Annotated in this window: 18 protein-coding genes; 10 read left to right on the top strand and 8 right to left on the bottom strand. The window is 62.7% G+C overall.

Translation table 11 applies throughout. The annotated features are described in order from the left end of the window. Positions 1-97 precede the first annotated feature (97 nt). Positions 98-538 carry a peptidoglycan-binding protein LysM gene (lysM, locus tag OZ911_RS01380; protein ID WP_016484418.1) on the bottom strand — a complete coding sequence of 147 codons (441 nt, stop codon included), beginning with the start codon at positions 536-538 and terminating at the stop codon, positions 98-100. 177 nt (positions 539-715) lie between these two features. On the opposite strand from lysM, the gene fdhD reads away from it, so the two are divergent. The 3 genes from fdhD (at position 716) to OZ911_RS01365 (ending at position 4,573) form a co-directional block, all read left to right on the top strand. Further along, positions 716-1,546 carry a formate dehydrogenase accessory sulfurtransferase FdhD gene (gene fdhD, locus OZ911_RS01375; RefSeq protein ID WP_070086869.1) on the top strand — a complete coding sequence of 277 codons (831 nt, stop codon included), beginning with the start codon at positions 716-718 and terminating at the stop codon, positions 1,544-1,546. A gap of 5 nt (positions 1,547-1,551) precedes the next feature. Then, complete coding sequence (locus tag OZ911_RS01370) at positions 1,552-3,897, top strand: FdhF/YdeP family oxidoreductase (RefSeq protein WP_268968552.1); 2,346 nt, start codon at positions 1,552-1,554, stop codon at positions 3,895-3,897. 196 nt (positions 3,898-4,093) lie between these two features. Next, a complete protein-coding gene (locus OZ911_RS01365) occupies positions 4,094-4,573 on the top strand; it encodes a glycine zipper domain-containing protein (protein WP_016484415.1) in 480 nt (159 codons plus the stop codon). A gap of 54 nt (positions 4,574-4,627) precedes the next feature. Here OZ911_RS01365 and OZ911_RS01360 read toward each other — a convergent pair whose 3' ends face one another. The 3 genes from OZ911_RS01360 to hslO all read right to left on the bottom strand — a co-directional run bounded on the left by OZ911_RS01360 (position 4,628) and on the right by hslO (position 7,901). Next, positions 4,628-5,068 (bottom strand): acyl-CoA thioesterase, encoded by a 441-nt coding sequence (locus OZ911_RS01360; protein WP_016484414.1) that lies wholly within the window; start codon positions 5,066-5,068, stop codon positions 4,628-4,630. A 212-nt stretch (positions 5,069-5,280) separates the two neighbouring features. Beyond that, positions 5,281-6,822, bottom strand: a complete 1,542-nt coding sequence (locus OZ911_RS01355) for a phosphoenolpyruvate carboxykinase (protein WP_016484413.1) — start codon at positions 6,820-6,822, stop codon at positions 5,281-5,283. Between the two features lie 179 nt (positions 6,823-7,001). Further along, positions 7,002-7,901, bottom strand: coding sequence for an Hsp33 family molecular chaperone HslO (gene hslO, locus OZ911_RS01350; RefSeq protein ID WP_023047202.1), 900 nt, complete (start codon positions 7,899-7,901; stop codon positions 7,002-7,004). 121 nt (positions 7,902-8,022) lie between these two features. Here hslO and OZ911_RS01345 point away from each other — a divergent pair, with 121 nt between their 5' ends. Further along, the gene (locus OZ911_RS01345; RefSeq protein WP_016484411.1) at positions 8,023-8,817 is read left to right on the top strand and encodes a phosphatase PAP2 family protein; all 795 of its coding nucleotides are present in this window, start codon (positions 8,023-8,025) and stop codon (positions 8,815-8,817) included. A gap of 114 nt (positions 8,818-8,931) precedes the next feature. Here the strand turns inward: OZ911_RS01345 and OZ911_RS01340 are convergent, their stop codons facing one another. Beyond that, complete coding sequence (locus tag OZ911_RS01340) at positions 8,932-9,333, bottom strand: Hsp15 family ribosome-associated heat shock protein (protein ID WP_016484410.1); 402 nt, start codon at positions 9,331-9,333, stop codon at positions 8,932-8,934. A 109-nt stretch (positions 9,334-9,442) separates the two neighbouring features. On the opposite strand from OZ911_RS01340, the gene rimB reads away from it, so the two are divergent. Together rimB and rimK are read left to right on the top strand one after the other, a co-directional pair. Beyond that, the gene (gene rimB, locus OZ911_RS01335; protein WP_024717584.1) at positions 9,443-9,925 is read left to right on the top strand and encodes a retropepsin-like aspartic endopeptidase RimB; all 483 of its coding nucleotides are present in this window, start codon (positions 9,443-9,445) and stop codon (positions 9,923-9,925) included. Then, positions 9,922-10,827, top strand: coding sequence for a 30S ribosomal protein S6--L-glutamate ligase (gene rimK / locus OZ911_RS01330; protein WP_012316721.1), 906 nt, complete (start codon positions 9,922-9,924; stop codon positions 10,825-10,827). Before rimB ends, rimK begins: the two co-directional genes overlap by 4 nt. A gap of 124 nt (positions 10,828-10,951) precedes the next feature. Here rimK and OZ911_RS01325 read toward each other — a convergent pair whose 3' ends face one another. Beyond that, the gene (locus OZ911_RS01325; protein ID WP_016484408.1) at positions 10,952-12,265 is read right to left on the bottom strand and encodes an ATP-binding protein; all 1,314 of its coding nucleotides are present in this window, start codon (positions 12,263-12,265) and stop codon (positions 10,952-10,954) included. A gap of 13 nt (positions 12,266-12,278) precedes the next feature. Beyond that, positions 12,279-13,019, bottom strand: a complete 741-nt coding sequence (ompR, locus tag OZ911_RS01320; RefSeq protein WP_016484407.1) for an osmolarity response regulator transcription factor OmpR — start codon at positions 13,017-13,019, stop codon at positions 12,279-12,281. Between the two features lie 217 nt (positions 13,020-13,236). On the opposite strand from ompR, the gene OZ911_RS01315 reads away from it, so the two are divergent. The 4 genes from OZ911_RS01315 (at position 13,237) to OZ911_RS01300 (ending at position 18,308) form a co-directional block, all read left to right on the top strand. Beyond that, positions 13,237-15,561: a Tex family protein gene (locus OZ911_RS01315; RefSeq protein ID WP_023047203.1), complete on the top strand. Its 2,325-nt coding sequence runs from the start codon at positions 13,237-13,239 to the stop codon at positions 15,559-15,561. Beyond that, entirely contained in the window at positions 15,561-15,944 is a 384-nt protein-coding gene (locus OZ911_RS01310) for a PaaI family thioesterase (RefSeq protein ID WP_016484405.1), read from the top strand. The genes OZ911_RS01315 and OZ911_RS01310 overlap by 1 nt, the downstream gene beginning before the upstream one ends. 154 nt (positions 15,945-16,098) lie before the next feature. Beyond that, positions 16,099-17,676, top strand: coding sequence for a glutamate--cysteine ligase (gene gshA, locus OZ911_RS01305; protein WP_024717583.1), 1,578 nt, complete (start codon positions 16,099-16,101; stop codon positions 17,674-17,676). Then, complete coding sequence (locus tag OZ911_RS01300; RefSeq protein WP_023047204.1) at positions 17,676-18,308, top strand: TetR/AcrR family transcriptional regulator; 633 nt, start codon at positions 17,676-17,678, stop codon at positions 18,306-18,308. The genes gshA and OZ911_RS01300 overlap by 1 nt, the downstream gene beginning before the upstream one ends. A 123-nt stretch (positions 18,309-18,431) precedes the next feature. Here OZ911_RS01300 and OZ911_RS01295 read toward each other — a convergent pair whose 3' ends face one another. After that, positions 18,432-18,647 (bottom strand): TOBE domain-containing protein, encoded by a 216-nt coding sequence (locus tag OZ911_RS01295; RefSeq protein ID WP_008095172.1) that lies wholly within the window; start codon positions 18,645-18,647, stop codon positions 18,432-18,434. Positions 18,648-18,651: the final 4 nt, after the last annotated feature.

Raw genomic sequence — 18,651 nt, 5'->3', positions numbered from 1 at the left:
GACAAGCCCGCTCCCACAAGTTGGCCGCTGGGTTCAGGTTCAGCGGTAAAGCTATGGGGGGGCTTGTCCCGGAAGAGGCCGGTCCAGGCTGCGAAGATCAGTCAGGAATACGTAGCACCTGCCCCGGATAAATCTTGTCCGGGTGCGACAGCATCGGCTTGTTGGCCTCGAAAATCTTGTTGTACTGGTTGGCGTTGCCGTACACCACGACTGAAATGGCCGATAGCGTGTCGCCCTTTTTCACCGTAATGAACCTGGCCGCCTTCACCACTGGCCCTGTCACTGTAATCTGGTCATCCACGCTGGCCACACCATTGATGTTACCGGCTGCAAGAATGATCTTTTCCTTCTCCTCCTGGCTGGCCACCTCACCCTTGAGGATGATCTTGTCTCCCTCTACAGTGGCTTTGATGTTCGGGTTTCCCAGGCCGACACTCTCCACGTGCTTCTTGAGCTGCTCCTCGGCATTGGCATTGCCGGGGGTCAGCAGGTCGATCAACTTCTCGCCGGCTTCCTTCACGAAACTGAACAGGCTCATTGCGCTCTCCTTGTAGACGAAACCTTGGACTCACGAGTCTAGGCCAGCTTTTCCACTCCCGCCCCCTGTGCGACCAATCGACGCGGTCTATCAAGGCATAGACCCTAGCGATTAGACGCCGCCGGCCCGCAAGCCTAGGCTTGTGCTATCAGAAAGCCGCCGGTATTCAACGCCCCGATGAACAGCAAACCTCCGGTCTGCGCGGCCTCATCGCCTTTGTCCATGCCCGCCGCCAGCAACACCTACGATTACGTCCAGTTAACCGACGCCAGACGCGACAGCACACCGCTGGCCGAAGAAGTGGCCCTGGCCATTGTCTACAACGGCCTCAATCAGGCGGTGATGCTGGTAAGCCCCACCGACCTGGAGGACTTCGCCGTCGGTTTCAGTGTTGGCAGCGGCATTGTCGAAGGGACAGCAGACATCTACGACCTGAAGCTCTCCGGCAGCGGTTCGGCAATGTATGCCGACCTGGAAATTTCCAGCCGGGCGTTCTGGAACCTGAAAAACCAGCGCCGCCAACTGGCCGGCACCAGTGGTTGCGGCCTGTGTGGTGTCGAAGCCCTGGAGCAGGCGCTGCCGGACCTGGCCGTGCTGCCGGGTGCGCCCCTGCCCCCGGCCCAGTGGCTGGTGGGCCTGCGTGAACGCATCGATGCCTTCCAACCGCTGGGCCAGCATTGCGGGGCTGTGCATGCAGCCCTGTTCATGGACCGCCATGGCGAGCTTTTGCTCGGCCGCGAAGACATCGGCCGGCACAACGCCCTCGACAAACTGATCGGCGCCCTGCTGCGCCAAGGCATCGACAGCCAGGGCGGCTTGGCCATCGTCACCAGCCGCTGCAGCCTGGAGCTGATCCAGAAAGTACTGCGTGCCGGCCTCCAGACCCTGGTCAGCCTATCGGCGCCCACCGGCCTTGCCCTGCAATGGGCACGCAAGCACAACCTCAACCTCATCCATTTGCCCAAGCACAGCGCACCGCGGGTCTTCAGCCCGGCGGCGGAGTCGTAACAGCAGTGACCTCTTACCAGCACCTCCCGGACAACGCACCAGCCTCCACCCCTCGCTACAAGCCCTACCACGGCCCAGCCGGTGGCTGGGGCGCGCTGCGCAGCGTGGCCAAGGCATGGGTCGGCAGCGACAACGCACTAAAGAACATTCGCGCCCTGCTCAAGACCAACCAGAACGGCGGCTTCGACTGCCCGGGCTGCGCCTGGGGCGATTCGCCGGAAAGCGGCATGGTCAAGTTCTGCGAGAACGGCGCCAAGGCCGTGAACTGGGAGGCGACCAAGCGGCGCGTCGATGCGGCCTTCTTCGCCCGTTACAGCGTTACCTCGCTGCTGCAGCAAAGCGATTACTGGCTGGAGTACCAAGGGCGCCTGACCGAACCGATGGTCTACGACGGGCCCAGCGACCGTTACCTGCCCATCAGCTGGGATGCCGCCTTCGCCCTGATCGCTCGCGAGCTGAACAAGCTCGCCAACCCTGACCAGGCCGAGTTCTATACCTCGGGGCGCGCCAGCAACGAAGCGGCGTACCTGTACCAGTTGTTTGTGCGCGCCTATGGTACCAACAACTTTCCTGACTGCTCGAACATGTGCCACGAAGCCAGTGGCGTGGCCTTGGGGCAAAGCGTCGGGGTCGGCAAGGGCACCGTCACCTTCGACGACTTCGAGCATGCCGACGCTATTTTTGTCTGGGGGCAGAACCCCGGCACCAACCACCCACGCATGCTCGACCCGCTGCGTGATGCGGTGAAACGTGGCGCCCAGGTGGTGTGCGTAAACCCGCTCAAGGAGCGTGGCCTGGAGCGCTTCCAGCACCCGCAGAACCCGCTGGAGATGCTGACCAACAGTGACCGGCCGACCAACACCGCGTTCTTCCGCCCGGCGCTGGGCGGCGACATGGCGATGCTGCGCGGCATGGCCAAGTTCGTCCTGCAATGGGAACGCGAAGCCCAGGCCAAAGGCGAACCGGCCGTGTTCGACCATGCCTTCATTGCCGAACATGGTCATGGCGTCGACGACTACCTGGCAGTGGTCGATGCCACGCCGTGGGAACACATCCAGGCGCAGTCCGGGCTGACGCTGGCCGACATCGAGCTGGCCGCGCGCATGTACTGCCGTGGCAAGCGGGTGATCATGTGCTGGGCGATGGGCATCACCCAGCACCGCCATTCGGTGCCGACCATCCAGGAAATCGTCAACCTGCAAATGTTGCGCGGCAACATCGGCGCACCCGGCGCCGGTCTGTGCCCGGTGCGCGGCCACAGCAACGTGCAGGGCGACCGCACCATGGGCATCAATGAACGCCCGCCAGTGGCGCTGCTGGACGCCCTCGAAAAGCGTTTTGGCTTCCCCGTGCCCCGGCACAACGGCCACAACACCGTCGAAGCCATCCACGCCATGCTCGACGGCCGCGCCAAAGTATTCATCGGCCTGGGCGGCAATTTCGCCCAGGCCACGCCAGACACCGAGCGTACTGCCCAGGCACTGCGCAACTGCGAGCTGACCGTGCATATCAGCACAAAGCTCAACCGCAGCCACCTGGTGCACGGCAAGCAGGCGCTGATCCTGCCGTGCCTGGGCCGCACCGACATCGACCTGCAGGCCGACGGGCCGCAGGCGGTGACGGTGGAAGACTCGTTCAGCATGGTGCACGCCTCCAACGGCCAGCTGAAGCCGCTGTCGACGCAAATGCGCTCGGAACCTGCAGTGATTGCCGGCATCGCCGCTGCCACCCTGGGCAAGCAACCGGTGGACTGGCACTGGCTGGTGGCCGACTACGACCGCATCCGCGACCTGATCGGCGATACCATCGCGGGCTTCAGCGGTTTCAACCAGCGCTTGCAGCGTCCAGGCGGTTTTTACCTGGGTAACAGCGCTGCCAGTCGCGAATGGAAGACCAGCAGCGGCCGGGCCAACTTCAAGGCCAACCTGCTGCCGGATTCGTTGCTCGATGAGCGCGTGCGCGCCAGTGGCCAACTGCCCGACCTGGTCATGCAGTCGATGCGCTCGCACGATCAGTACAACACCACCATCTACGGCCTGGACGACCGTTACCGGGGCGTGCGCGGCCAGCGCGAAGTGCTGTTCGCCAACGAAGCCGACATCATCCGCCTGGGCTTCCAGCCGGGGCAAAAGGTCGACATCGTGTCGCTGTGGGGTGATCAGCATGTGCGCCGGGTGCAGGGCTTCACCCTGCTGGCCTTCGACATCCCGGCCGGGCAGGCAGCGGCGTATTACCCCGAGGTGAATCCGCTGGTGCCACTGGAAAGCATTGGCGATGGCAGCCATACGCCGACCTCGAAGTTCATTGCCATCAAACTGGAGCGCGCACGGGACGACGGGCGTATTCTGTAGAAACGAAAAAAGCCCTGTTCCATGGCGGTTCAGGGCTTTGTCATAAAGGTCTCAGACAGCCGAAAAACGATAAAGTTTCACAGCAAATACAGTAACTTAGAGAATTGTGTACAACTCGTGTTACTCGTCGGATTTCCGTTGCCAGCCACGCCGCTTAGCCTCAAATTCGCCTCGTCATCCCTATGAGGCTCTCTTGATGAAGAAGTACTCCTCGATTTTGTTGTTGTCTTTCAGCTTGCTCAGCGGCGTTGCCATGGCAGGCGGCAATACCGAGGCCGGCATTGGCGGCGCATTGGGTGGAGTACTCGGCTCCGTAGTGGGTAACTCCATCGGCGGTAGCACCGGCGGCGCCATTGGTGCCGGTCTGGGCGGCGCAGCCGGCGGTGCCCTGGGTGCCGACAAGCGCCAGCGTGGCGAGGCCGCTATCGGCGGCGCACTGGGCGCTGCAGGCGGTAACGTGGTCGGTCGCTCGGTGGGCGGCACCACCGGTAGCTACATTGGCGCAGCAGCCGGCGGTGGTGCCGGTGGCGCGCTGGGTAACTACATGGGCAACAAAGCCGACGAAGACGAGCGTCATGATGATCGCCGCTACCGTCGCGGCTACGACGACCGTCGCCACTACGACCGTGGTCGCCACTACGGCCACCGCAAGCACAAGCGCCACTGGCGCGACTGATGCCGCGGGCCCTGCCCCGGCAGCAAAAGCCCCGCCCCTGCCGGCGGGGCTTTTTTATGCCTGCTGTTCCAGTACCAGGCCAGACAGGACCACTTGCAGCGGTTCAGGCAGCACCGCAGGACGACCACTGGCACGCTCGATGAACACCTGCACTACCGTGCCTGCAGCACACGCCTCCGGTTCCCCCGGGCGGAACAGCGCCAGGCGGTACTCCACCGTACTACCCGCCAGGCGCGTCACTCCCAAGCCCACTTCGAGCACGTCGGGAAAGCCTGGCAGCGCATAGAAATCCGCAGCCGAACTGACCACGAATGCCGCCAGTTCACCGTCACGCAGGTCCACCTCGGCCTGTTCGGCGAGGAAGGCCTGGATCGCCGTTTCGAAAAAGCCATGCACGGTAGCACCGGCGATATGGCCATTGACGTCGTTGTCCGAAGGGCGGGTGAGGATGGGGTGGAAGTGGTAGAAGGCAGTGCGCTGAGGGGATTCGGTCATCTGTCTGGCTCTTGTCTTCGCAAATGTTGCTGACAGTGAAACAGAAATTCCAGATTTCCGCTGCCTGAGCCGGCCTCTTCGCGGGTAAACCCGCTCCCACAGAAATCGCCGTATCTGTGGGAGCGGGTTTACCCGCGAAGAGGCCGGCTCAGGATATCGTTCAAAAAAAAAGCCGCCCCAAAGGGCGGCCTTCTTGTAGCGCTGGGCTCAGCTTACAGCTGTGGGCCAGCAGCCTTGATGGCGTCGGAAACTTCGAACTTCTTGAAGTTTTCGATGAACAGCTTGGCCAGGCCTTTGGCGGCCTCGTCGTAGGCAGCTTTGTCAGCCCAGTTGGTGCGTGGGTTGAGCAGCTCGGTTTCAACACCTGGGACGACTTTTGGTACGTCCAGGTTGATGATGTCCAGGTGCTCGGTTTCGGCACCGACCAGCGCGCCGCTCTGGATTGCAGCGATCACCGCGCGGGTAGTCGGGATGCTGAAGCGCTTGCCAACACCGTAGCCACCGCCGGTCCAGCCGGTGTTTACCAGGTAGACCTTGGAGTTGAAGCCGTTGATACGCTTGATCAGCAGCTCGGCGTACTCGCCAGCCGGGCGCGGGAAGAACGGTGCGCCGAAGCAGGTGGAGAAGGTCGACTTGATGCCGCCGCCCGAACCCATTTCGGTAGAACCGACCAGCGCGGTGTAACCGGACAGGAAGTGGTAGGCCGCCTGCTCGTTGTTCAGGATCGAAACCGGAGGCAGAACACCGGTCAGGTCGCAGGTCAGGAAGATGACCGCATTAGGCTCGCCGCCCAGGTTCGCTTCGGAACGCTTGGCAACGTGCTCCAGCGGGTAGGCAGCACGGCTGTTCTGGGTCAGGCTGACGTCGGTGTAGTCGGCGTGCTTGTTGGCGTCGAGAACGACGTTTTCCAGCACTGCGCCGTGCTTGATGGCTTTCCAGATGACCGGCTCGTTCTTCTCGGACAGGTCGATGCACTTGGCGTAGCAGCCGCCTTCCATGTTGAAGACAACGCCTTCGCCCCAGCCGTGCTCGTCGTCACCGATCAGGTAACGGCTTTCGTCGGCCGACAGGGTGGTCTTGCCAGTGCCGGACAGGCCGAAGAACAGGGTCACATCGCCTTCTTCGCCGATGTTGGCCGCGCAGTGCATTGGCAGTACGTCGGCAGCCGGCAGCAGGAAGTTCTGCACCGAGAACATGGCTTTCTTCATTTCGCCGGCATAGCGCATGCCTGCGATCAGCACCTTCTTGGCGGCGAAGTTGATGATGACGCAGCCGTCGGAGTTGGTGCCATCACGCTCAGGCTCGCACACGAAGTTGGCAACGTTGAGCACCTGCCACTGGTCGCGGCGCGCCGGGTTGTACTGCTCCGGGTTGATGAACAGGCAACGGCCGAACAGGTTCTGCCAGGCGGTCTGGGTGGTCATCTTCACCGGCAGGTAGTGGTCGACGGCTGCCCCTACGTGAACGTAGGAAACGAAGTGATCCTGGGCGTTGTTGAACGCCTCGACGCGGTCCCACAGGGCGTCGAACTTGTCGGCCGGGAACTTGCGGTTGATCGGGCCCCAGGAAATAGCATCCTGAGTGGAAGGTTCTTCGACGATGAAACGGTCAGCCGGCGAACGGCCAGTACGGTGACCAGTCTCCACGACCAGTGCGCCAGTATCGGCTAGTACGCCTTCACCGCGTTGCAGCGCTTCTTTTACCAGCTCATCGACGCTCAGGTCGGTGTACACGGTGTTGTTGGCTTGCGTCATGAGATACCCCATCCGGCCCGAGGCCGAGTGCTCCAAACGTTTTGTAGTTGTCTTGAAAAAACTACTACAGCGAAAAAAGTGGCCGGATTATGCCAGAAACGCCCAAAAAAAGTAGGCCCCTCCTGTCAGAACTGCGCTTTTGCGCAATTCGACAGGAGATTGTCCTGTGATTAAACGTTTCAGTGGCGAGTTTCTGAGGCCACGTCTGTGCCGCCACCGGCAAACAGTTGCGCCACATCGCTGGCATCGAAGAAATAGCGCTCGTTGCAGAACTGGCAATCGATCTCCACCTGGCCGCCGCACTCTTCCACCAATGCCTTGGCGTCCTGTTCGCCAAGGCTGACCAGCGCATTGCCGGAACGCTCACGCGAACAGCTGCAATTGAAGCGCAACGGCTGGATGTCGAACAGGCGCACGGCATCTTCATGGTACAGGCGATGCAGCAACGTTTCGTTGTTTTCAGCCCACTCTTCAGGCTTGAGGGTCTTGGCCAGGGCCACCACGTGCTGCCAGCTGTCCTCACGCTCTTCATCATCCGGCTGGCGATCACGCGGCAGCTGCTGCAGCAGCAGACCGCGGGCCTTGCCGTTTTCGGCGTTGAGCCAGAAGCGCGTGTTCAGCTGCTGGGACTGGACGAAGTAGTTGGTGAAACATTCCGACAGGTTGGCGCCATCAAGGTCGACAGTACCCTGGTAGCGCTGGCCCTTGATCGGGTCGATGGTCAGGGTCAGGTGGCCGTCGGGCATCAGCTGCGACAGTGTGGCATCCGCGGGGATCTGGTCCGCTTCGTAGCGGGCCATGCCGCGGATTTCCCGGTCGCCGGAACATTCCACCATCAGCAGCGGAATCGGCCCAGCCGAGCGCGCCTGCAAAATCAGCAAGCCATCAAACTTCATCGCGCCCACCAGCAACGCGGTGGCGGCCATCAGCTCGCCGAGCAGCGCCTTGACCGGCTGAGGGTATTTGTGACGCGCCAACACTGCGGCATAGCTGTCATCGAGAGACACCCACTCGCCGCGCACATCGCGCTCGTCGAAGATGAAACGTTGGGTGAAATCGGTATCAGGCAAATCGCTCATAGGTTTCGGCTATCTAAAAAATGATGACAAAATGGTTACAAGGGTTGTCGAGAACCTGCGAGAACCCGTTACAGAGCGCTCACAAGGCGCTCCGATTTCCTGTTTGCAATAGAGGTATTTTATGGACAATCGACCACTGTTCCAAGCAAGGTGGTCCTGGGGGCCATTGGCAGCCTGTACGCTGCTTTCCGTCGCTCTACTGTGTTTCTGGTTATGGCCTTTTGGCCAGATCCTGTGCCTGACTTTCGACGAGTGGCTGTTCCGCAGCCTGAATGCGCCCTTGGCCGACAGCACCACCTGGCGCTACATCTGGACCGTCGGCAGCCTGCGCCCGTTCGACATCGTCGTCGGCCTGATCCTGCTGGCAGTGCTCATCCGTGGTGACTGGGTGTTCAAGGCAGCTCAGGTTCGCCAAGCGTTTTTCGGCTTTCTGGTCACGCTACTCCTCTTAGTGGTGATTCGCGCGCTGTTTTCCAAGTGGGTGGATGCAGCTGGCTGGCAGCACAAGAGCCCGTCGATGATGTTCGACGAGGTGGTGCACCTGAGTGACTACTACCCGAACCTGGAAGCCGCCTGGGAGCTCAAGGACCGTTCCAGCAAGAGTTTCCCGGGGGATCACGCCTCGGTACTGCTGATCTGGGCGCTGTTCATGAGCGTGTTCAGCCGCCGCCTGGTGCAGTACCTGGTGATCTGGGGGCTGGCGGTGCTGTTCATGCTGCCGCGCCTGGTGGCCGGCGCCCACTGGGGGCAGGATGACTACATCGGCGGGTTGCTGATGGCAGTGCTGGCGTTGGGCTGGAGCTATTACACGCCGCTGGCGGCCAAGGGCAGTGAGGCGTTGATGCGCTGGACTGCACCGTTGTTCAACCTGCTGGCCAGGTTACCGCTTGTCGGGCGGATGGCCGTGCTCCGCTAGACCCTTGGGGCTGCTACGCAGCCCTTTCCGACCGGTCCGGCGCCCCGGCATGGCCGCTCCCACAAAGCGCTGTGGGCGCTGGCTTGCCGGCGATGGGCCGCTAAGCGGCCCCGGCTATTCATAGCTCCCATGCAACTGGTGAATCTGCCGCCGCTGCTTCTTGGTTGGCCGCCCATCGGTAGTCACCCCCATGGCGCCCGCCTTGCGCATTTCGGCCGCCTGCTCACGGCGGCGCAGGCTTTCTTCGGTTTCCTCGTACAGCGTCTGCGCTTCTGGCGCCCCACGCCGCACCACCGACAACGCCTTCACCACCACGGTGCGCTCATCGAACCCGGTGCGCAGCACAAATTCGTCGCCCACTCGCGGCTCCTTGCCTGGCTTGCAACGCTCGCCCCGGCAATGCACCTTGCCGCTCTCGATCGCTGCCTTGGCCAGCGCCCGCGTCTTGTAGAAACGCGCCGCCCATAGCCACTTGTCCAGGCGAACCTTGTCGTCGTCTTCGGCTTTTTGTGCCATCCCGTTACCTCGGATTCTGTCTTTCATCGAACTGTACTACCTTCACATACGGATGCAAAAAGTCCCCGCCATGCTTACAGTTCACCACCTCATTCGCAGGGTGCGCTTCGTGAAGACATTTGACCATTTGAAAGTGATCGGCCTGCGTGAATGGATAGCCCTGCCCGACCTTGGCGTGGCAGGGCTGCGCGCCAAGATCGACACTGGTGCCAGCACCTCCAGCCTGCACGCTACCGAAGTGGAACCGTTCGAGCGCGACGGCCAGCCCTGGGTCCGCTTCACGGCGCACCTGGGCTCTGTGGTGCAGTTGCGCCACCGCCGCTGCGAGGCGCCACTGGTGACCATGAAGACCATCAAGAGCTCCAACGGGCACGCCCAGACCCGCTACGTCATTCGCACGTCACTGGCGCTGGGCGATGGTGTGTGGGAGGTGGAGTTCACACTCGCCTGCCGCAAGAACATGCGTTACCGCCTGCTGCTCGGTTCCAAGGCCCTGATCCACGGCCAGCTGGTGGTCAACCCTGGCCTGAAGTACGTACAAGACAAACCGGCCTTCCCGGCCACCCTTTCCCCTGTCACAGGTGCTGCATGAAGATCGCTGTGCTGTCGCGCAATCCGCGTCTGTATTCCACCCGCCGCCTGGTCGAAGCCGGTACCCAGCGTGGCCACGAAATGGTGGTGATCGATACCCTGCGGGCCTACATGAACATTGCCAGCCACAAGCCGCAGATCCATTACCGCGGCAAGCCGCTGGAGGGCTTCGATGCCGTGATCCCGCGCATCGGCGCTTCCGTCACCTTTTACGGCTGCGCAGTGCTGCGCCAGTTCGAAATGATGGGCGTGTACCCGCTCAACGAATCGGTAGCCATTGCCCGTTCGCGCGACAAACTGCGCTCGCTGCAATTGCTGTCGCGTCGCGGAATCGGCCTGCCCATTACCGGCTTCGCCCATTCACCCGACGACATTCCCGACCTGATCCAGATGGTTAATGGCGCGCCGTTGGTAATCAAGGTGCTGGAGGGCACCCAGGGCATTGGCGTGGTGCTGTGCGAAACCACCCAGGCTGCCGAGTCGGTGATCGAGGCGTTCATGGGGCTCAAGCAGAACATCATGGTTCAGGAGTACATCAAGGAGGCTGGCGGGGCCGACATTCGCTGCTTCGTGGTGGGAGACAAGGTGATTGCCTCGATGAAGCGTCAGGCCAAGCCGGGCGAGTTCCGCTCCAACCTGCATCGGGGGGGCGTCGCCAGCCTGATAAAAATCACCCCTGAAGAGCGGATTACCGCGATCCGGGCGGCCAAGGTGATGGGTTTGAGCGTGGCGGGGGTGGATATCCTGCGGTCCAACCATGGGCCATTGGTGATGGAGGTGAACTCGTCGCCGGGGCTGGAGGGGATCGAGGTAACCACCGGCAAAAACGTGGCCGGGATGATCATCGAGCACCTGGAGAAGAACGGCGGGCCGAATCAGACCCGGACCAAAGGCAAGGGCTGATTCAAGCCTGTACTGGCCCTATCGCCGGCAAGCCAGCTCCCACAGGATGACCACAACCTCCAGGCTTGTAGATTACCTGTGGGAGCTGGCTTGCCGACGATAGGGCCGGTGCGGTCAACCAGATTCATACAGCATTACGCGGCAGCAATAGCCCCAGCGGCAACCGCACCCGCGCTTCGATCCCCCCGCCAGACCGATTACGCAGTTCCACATTCCCGCCATGCTGGGCGGCGATCCGCTTGACGATCGCCAGCCCCAGCCCGGTGCCCTTGCCGCCCCGTGCCCGATCCCCACGAATGAACGGATTGAAGATGGTCTCCAGCTCCGACTCATCGATCCCGGTGCCACGGTCCAGCACGCTCAGCACCACGTACGGTGCGCTCTCGTCACCCGACACATAGGCCGCCACTTCGACCCCCTTGCCAGCATGGTGCAGGGCGTTGCCGATGAGGTTGCCCAACATGCGCTTGAGCGAAACGCGACGCAGCGGGAATGGAGGAATTGGCTCCAGGCACAGGCGCACACGTTCTTTCGGCTGGTTGTACGGCGCCACGACTTCACGCACCAGGTCAGCCAGGTCGACCTCTTCCACCGGCTCGTCACGGCCATCGCGGATGAAGGCCAGGAACTGATCGAGGATCGCATCCATGTCCTCGATATCGCGAACCATGTCGTCACTCAGGTCGCTGTCGCTGTTCAGCAATGACAACGACAGGCGCAGACGCGTCAACGGTGTGCGCAGGTCGTGGGAAACCCCGGCCAGCATCAGCTCGCGCTCGCGCCCGGCTTGTTCGACATCTTCGGCCATCTGGTTGAAGGCCTTGTATACCTCGGTCATCTCGCTGGGCGTGTCGCTGATCGGCAGACGCACACTGCGCCCCTGGCCCAGCTGACGAGCGGCGAACACCAGGCGCTTGAGCGGCTGGTTCAACTGGCGCACGAAGATCCAGGCCGACGCGGTGGACAACAGGCCGATCGCCAGGAACCAACCCAGCACGTTCCAGATTTTCTGCCCACGCAGCGGGTGTGGGTACAGTGGCACTTTCAGCCAGCCAGGGCCCAGGCTTGGCGCATTGACCCACAACGCCGGTGGCGCATGGATGCGCAGCCGCACCTCGGTGTCTTCGCCCAGCTCCGCCTGCATCTGCCGTTGGTAGATTTCACTGTAGGGCCAGTGCTGCTCACCCTCGGGCACACCCGACCCGGTCACGCGGATGAGGCCCGCCGCTTCGGCAATCCTGTCGCGGTTTTCTTCGTCGGCAGCCCAATAGGCGCGCAAGGTCAACGCCACACCGTGGCTGTACTGACGGTCGACCAGCACGTCCTCGTTCATCAGCAGGTAGACCAGGGTCAAAGCCTTGCTGAACAGGACGACGATCAACACCAGCCACAGGGTGCGGGCGAAGAAACTCTGCGGAAACCAGAGCGGTGTTTTCATGGACGACGCAGCATCATTTGCCCGCGTTTCCGTCTGGCACGAACACGTAGCCCACGCCCCAGACGGTCTGGATGTAACGCGGCTTGGACGGGTCCGGCTCGATCATGCGGCGCAGGCGCGAAATCTGCACGTCGATGGAACGCTCCAGTGCATCCCACTCCCGACCACGGGCCAGGTTCATCAGCTTGTCGCGGGTCAGCGGCTCGCGGGCGTGCATCACCAGGGCCTTCAGCACGGCGAACTCGCCGGTGGTGAGCATGTGCACTTCGTCGCCACGCTTGAGTTCGCGGGTGGCCAGCGACAGCTCGTAGTCGCCGAAGGTGACCGATTCGTCCTCACTGCCCGGCGCACCCGGCACGGCAGGCGCCTGGCGGCGCAACACCGCCTTGACGCGGGCCATCAGCTCATCTGGGTTGAACGGCTTGCCCAGGTAGTCGTCAGCGCCCAGTTCCAGGCCCTTGATACGGCTCAGCTCGTCGCCCTTGGCGGTGAGCATGATGATCGGGATCTGGTTGTTCTGCTGGCGCAGGCGCTTGCACGCAGACAGGCCATCCTCGCCCGGCAGCATCAGGTCGAGCACCACCAGGTTGAACACCTCGCGCTGCAGCAGGCGGTCCATCTGCTCGGTGTTGGGCACCGCGCGGGCACGGTAGCCCTTGCTGGTGAAGAAACGTTCCAGCAGGCTGCTGAGCCCCGGATCGTCGTCGACGATGAGAATCTTGTCACCTTCAGCGGTGTTTGCGGTGCCGGTCATGAATAACTCCTCTGATATCGCCGCGCATTATGGCGTAGCCATTGCTGCACGTTGCGTGAGCATTGTTAGCAGATTTTTCCCCCGGCGCCAGTTCCAGCTGGCTGGGCGCCATCACCGCAAGCCGTTTGCGATGGGTATAATGCGCGGCTTTCATCCAGCGCCGCCGGGATAAAAGCCCACAGGCGACCCCCGTATTCACAAATGTCAGGTGGTTTACATGGACAGCATCAACAGCCGTATCGCCGAGGAACTGGGCGTACGCCCCCAGCAGGTCGAGGCGGCCGTGGGCCTGTTGGACGAAGGCTCGACCGTGCCCTTCATCGCCCGTTACCGCAAGGAAGTGACCGGTAGCCTGGACGACACCCAGCTGCGCCATCTGGAAGAGCGCCTGCGCTACCTGCGCGAACTCGACGACCGTCGCGCCAGCATCCTGTCCAGCATCGAGGAACAGGGCAAGCTGACCCCTGAACTGGCCCGCGAAATCAAGCTGGCCGACACCAAGACCCGCCTCGAAGACCTGTACCTGCCGTACAAGCAAAAGCGCCGCACCAAGGGCCAGATCGCCCTGGAAGCCGGCCTCGGCGAGCTGGCGGACGGCCTGTTCAACGATCCGGGCCTTGTGCCAGAGAGCGAAGCCGCACGCTTCGTCAACGCCGAAAAGGGCGTGGCCGACGTCAAGGCCGCGCTGGAGGGCGCCAAGTACATCCTGATGGAGCGCTTTGCCGAGGACGCCGCCCTGCTCGACAAGCTGCGCAATTTCCTCAAGCAGGAGGCCGTGCTCAGCGCCCGCGTGGTAGCCGGCAAGGAGGAAGAGGGCGCCAAGTTCCGCGACTACTTCGCCCACGACGAACTGCTGCGCAACGCACCGTCGCACCGTGCCCTGGCAATCTTCCGCGGGCGCAACGAAGGTGTGTTGAGCGCCTCGCTGAAAGTGGGCGAAGAACTGCCTGGCACCCTGCACCCGTGCGAAGTGATGATCGGCCACCACGTCGGCGTCGAAAACCGCGGCCGCCCGGCCGACAAATGGCTGGGCGAGGTGGTGCGCTGGACCTGGAAGGTCAAGCTGTACACCCACCTGGAAACCGACCTGTTCGGCGAACTGCGCGACAACGCCGAAGGCGAGGCAATCAACGTGTTCGCCCACAACCTGCACGACCTGCTGCTGGCCGCCCCGGCCGGTCCGCGCGCCACCCTGGGCTTCGACCCGGGCCTGCGCACCGGTTGCAAGATCGCCGTGGTCGACGCCACCGGCAAGCTGCTGGACTACACCACGGTGTATCCGCACGCGCCGAAGAATGACTGGGACCGCACCCTATCCATCATGGCTGCACTGTGCGCCAAGCACTCGGTGGAGCTGATCGCCATCGGCAACGGCACCGCCAGCCGCGAAAGCGACAAGCTGGTGGCAGAGCTGGTGAAAAAATACCCAGCGCTGAAAATCACCAAGATCATGGTTTCCGAAGCCGGCGCTTCGGTGTACTCGGCATCGGAACTGGCCGCCCGCGAGTTCCCGGACCTGGACGTGTCGATCCGTGGCGCCGTTTCGATTGCCCGCCGCCTGCAGGACCCGCTGGCGGAGCTTGTGAAGATCGACCCGAAATCCATCGGTGTCGGCCAGTACCAGCACGACGTGTCCCAGCTGAAACTGGCGCGTGGCCTGGACGCCGTGGTCGAGGACTGCGTGAACGCCGTGGGCGTGGACGTGAACACCGCCTCGGTGGCGCTGCTGACCCGTATCTCCGGCCTTAACGCCACGCTGGCGCAGAACATCGTCGCCCATCGCGATGCCAACGGCCCGTTCGCCACCCGTGCAGCCCTGAAAAAGGTCAGCCGCCTGGGTGAAAAAACCTTCGAACAGGCCGCCGGCTTCCTGCGTGTGATGAACGGCGACAACCCGCTGGACGCCTCCGCAGTGCACCCGGAGGCCTATCCGCTGGTGCAGCGCATCGCCGCCGATACCGACCGCGACATCCGCTCGCTGATCGGCGACAGCAGCTTCCTCAAGCGCCTGGACCCGAAGAAGTTCACCGACGAGTCCTTCGGCCTGCCGACCGTCACCGATATCCTGCAAGAGCTGGACAAGCCTGGCCGCGACCCACGGCCCGAGTTCAAGACCGCCACCTTCCAGGACGGCGTCGAAGACCTCAAGGACCTCGAACCCGGCATGATCCTGGAGGGTGTGGTGACCAACGTCACCAACTTTGGCGCCTTCGTCGACATCGGCGTGCACCAGGACGGCCTGGTGCACATCTCGGCGCTGTCGGAGAAGTTCATCAAAGATCCGCGTGAAGCGGTCAAGGCCGGCGACGTGGTCAAGGTCAAGGTCATGGAAGTGGATATCCCGCGCAAGCGTGTCGGCCTGTCCATGCGCATGAGCGACACCCCAGGCGAAAAAGTCGAAGGCAGCCGCGGTGGCAACCGTGGCAATGGCGGCAACCGCCAGCAGCCGGCCCAACGCCCGCGTGAAACCGCCACCGCCGCGCCGGCCAACAATGCCATGGCCTCCCTGTTCGCCAACGCCAAGCAGTTGAAGAAGAAGTGATGGACGTACCCCGCGAATACGTCGAAAGCGCCTTCAGCCAGCTGCTGGGCTGCCGCCTGCAACGCCTGGACACGGGTGTTGCAGAGGTGGCCCTGCCGCTGGAGCCGCACTTGCGCAACCGTGGCCAGAAGCTGCACGGCGGGGCGATCTTCAGCCTGGTGGACATCGCCATGGGCCTGGCCTGCTCGGCCAGCCATGGCTTTGACCAGCAAAGCGTCACCATCGAGTGCAAGATCAACTACATGCGCGCCGTCAGCGATGGCGAAGTGCTGTGTACCGCCCGTGTGCTGCACGCCGGGCGGCGAACCCTGGTGGTCGACGCCGACGTAGTCCAGGGCGACAAGCTGGTGGCAAAAGCGCAAGGAACCTTCGCGGTTCTCTAGCTCACCAAGCAGTATCTGCGGTATTTTCAGCAGTGCGCTGGCACTGCTGGAACCCGCGTAAACCAGGCGACAACGCCAGTTCCTTTCTTCCTACCCTTGTAGACCGTTATCTCTACCCCCATATTGGGGCGACTGACGCGTGAAGGAATACATCTTGAGCGAACTCCTCAACCGCCGCCTGAGCCTGCTCGGCGCCAATCTTCCCCTGCTCAAGCAGTGCCTGCACGGTATTGAGCGCGAATGCCTGCGCGTGACCGATGAAGGTCGCCTGGCCCAGACCCCGCACCCGGAAGCACTGGGATCGGCGCTGACCAACGAGCAGATCACCACCGATTATTCCGAGTCGTTGCTGGAGTTCATCACCCCTGCGCTGGCCGACCCGGCCAAGGTGCTCGAAAGCCTCGAAGAGACCCACCGTTTCGTCTACAGCAAGCTGGGCGACGAATACCTGTGGAGCCCTTCGATGCCGTGCACGCTGCCGGCCGAGGAGGACATCCCGATCGCCGAGTACGGCAACTCGAACATCGGCAAGCTCAAGCACGTGTACCGCAAGGGCCTGGCCCTGCGCTACGGCCGCACCATGCAGTGCATTGCCGGCATACATTACAACTTCTCGCTGCCCGAAGCCCTGTGGCCACTGCTGCGCGAAGCCGAAGGCAGCACGCTAGACGACCGCGACTACCAGTCGTCGGCCTACATCGCGCTGATCCGCAACTTCCGCCGCTACAGCTGGCTGCTGATGTACCTGTTCGGCGCCTCGCCGGCGCTGGACAAAGGCTTCCTGCGTGGCCGCCCGCACCAGCTCGAAGAGCTGGACGCCGAAACCCTGTTCCTGCCCTATGCCACCAGCCTGCGCATGAGCGACCTGGGCTACCAGAGCAACGCCCAGGCCGGCCTCACGCCTTGCTACAACAACCTGGCCAGCTACACCGACAGCCTGCGCAAGGCCGTGGGCACGCCCTACCCGCCTTATGTTGAGGTCGGTACGCACGTGGACGGCGAATGGGTGCAGCTGAACACCAACATTCTGCAGATCGAGAACGAGTACTACTCGAACATCCGCCCCAAGCGCGTTACCTACACCGGCGAGCGGCCGATACAGGCCCTGACTTCGCGTGGCGTGCAGTACGTGGAAGTGCGTTGCCTGGACATCAACCCGTTCCTGCCGGTAGGTATCGACCTGACCGAGGCACGCTTCCTCGACGCGTTCCTGCTGTTCTGCGCCCTGGAAGACAGCCCTCAGCTGGACAACGGCGAGTGCGGCCAGTGCACCGACAACTTCCTGACCGTGGTCAAGGAAGGTCGCCGCCCGGGCCTGGAGCTGCACCGCAATGGCCAGCCGATCAGCCTGAAAGGCTGGGCCGGCGAGCTGATCGAGCGCATCCGCCAATTGGCCAACCTGCTCGACCAGGCGCAAGGCTCTGATGAGCACGCCAAGGCGCTGGATGCCCAGCAGGCCAAGGTCGACGATGCCTCGCTGACCCCGTCGGCCCAGGTGCTGGCACGCATGACCGAGCATGACGAAAGCTTCGTCCAGTTCTCGCTGCGCCAAAGCCGTGTGCACGCCGAGGCTTTCCGCGAGCAACCTCTGAGCAATGACAAGCAGCAGGCATTCGAAACGCTGGCCCGCGAATCGCTGGCCAAGCAGTCCGAGCTGGAACAAGACGAAGTCGGTGACTTCGACCTGTTCGTCGGCGCCTACCAGGCCAGCATCCTGGCAATCAGCAACTGATGAACCGCACCGCCACCCCGCGCAAGCCGCGCGCCAGCAGCCAGGCCAGGATCGAGGCGATCCTGGCGGCTGCGCGTGAGCTGCTGGCCGAACAAGGGGTGGCAGCACTTTCCATCTACAGCGTGGCTGAGCGGGCACAGATTCCGCCGTCGTCGGTGTATCACTTTTTCGCCAGCGTGCCGGCCTTGCTGGAAGCGCTGACGGCCGATGTGCACCGGGCGTTTCGCGAAGCGCTGGGCGCAGCGATCGACAGCAGCGCGTTCAGCACCTGGCACGAACTGTCACGGCTGATCGAAGAGCGCATGCTTGATATCTACAACGAGGATGCGGCGGCGCGGCAGCTGATTCTGGCGCAGCATGGCCTGAGCGAGGTGGTGCAGGCCGATCGGCAGCACGACATGGAACTGGGCGACTTGATGCACAAGTTGTTCGACCAGCATTTTCACCTGCCGGTGATGCCGCTGGATGTGGACGTGTTTGCGCTGGCCATGGAGCTGAGTGACCGGGTGTATGCGCGGTCGGTGCAGCTGCATGAGGCGATCACACCGCGCATGGCCGAAGAAGGCAAGCGGGTGTTCGAGGCGTATCTGGGGTTATACCTGCCGCCGTTTCTGGCCAAGCGTTCCTGCTGAAGTTATTGGGGCCGCGTTGCGGCCCATTCGCGGCAAGGCCGCTCCTACAGGAGATCGCATTCCCGTGTAGGAGCGGCCTTGTGTCGCGATAGGGCTGCCAAGCAGCCCCAATATCGAGCAGCATCACAGCTTGGCGATAGACACTTCAGTCGACTTCACAAAGGCAATCACTTCGCTGCCGACCTGAAGCTCCAGCTCTTTTACCGAGCGGGTGGTGATGACCGAAGTGACGATACCCGAGGCAGTCTGCACGTCGATTTCCGACAGTACCGGGCCTTCGAGGATCTCTTTCACGGTGCCTTTGAACTGGTTGCGGACGTTGATGGCTTTGATGGTCATGATG

Origin of the sequence: Pseudomonas fortuita (assembly GCF_026898135.2) — a bacterium.
Classification (GTDB): Bacteria; Pseudomonadota; Gammaproteobacteria; order Pseudomonadales; family Pseudomonadaceae; genus Aquipseudomonas; species Aquipseudomonas fortuita.
Note: the sequence above shows the minus strand (reverse complement) of the source record. Positions and strands in the feature narration are given on the sequence as shown.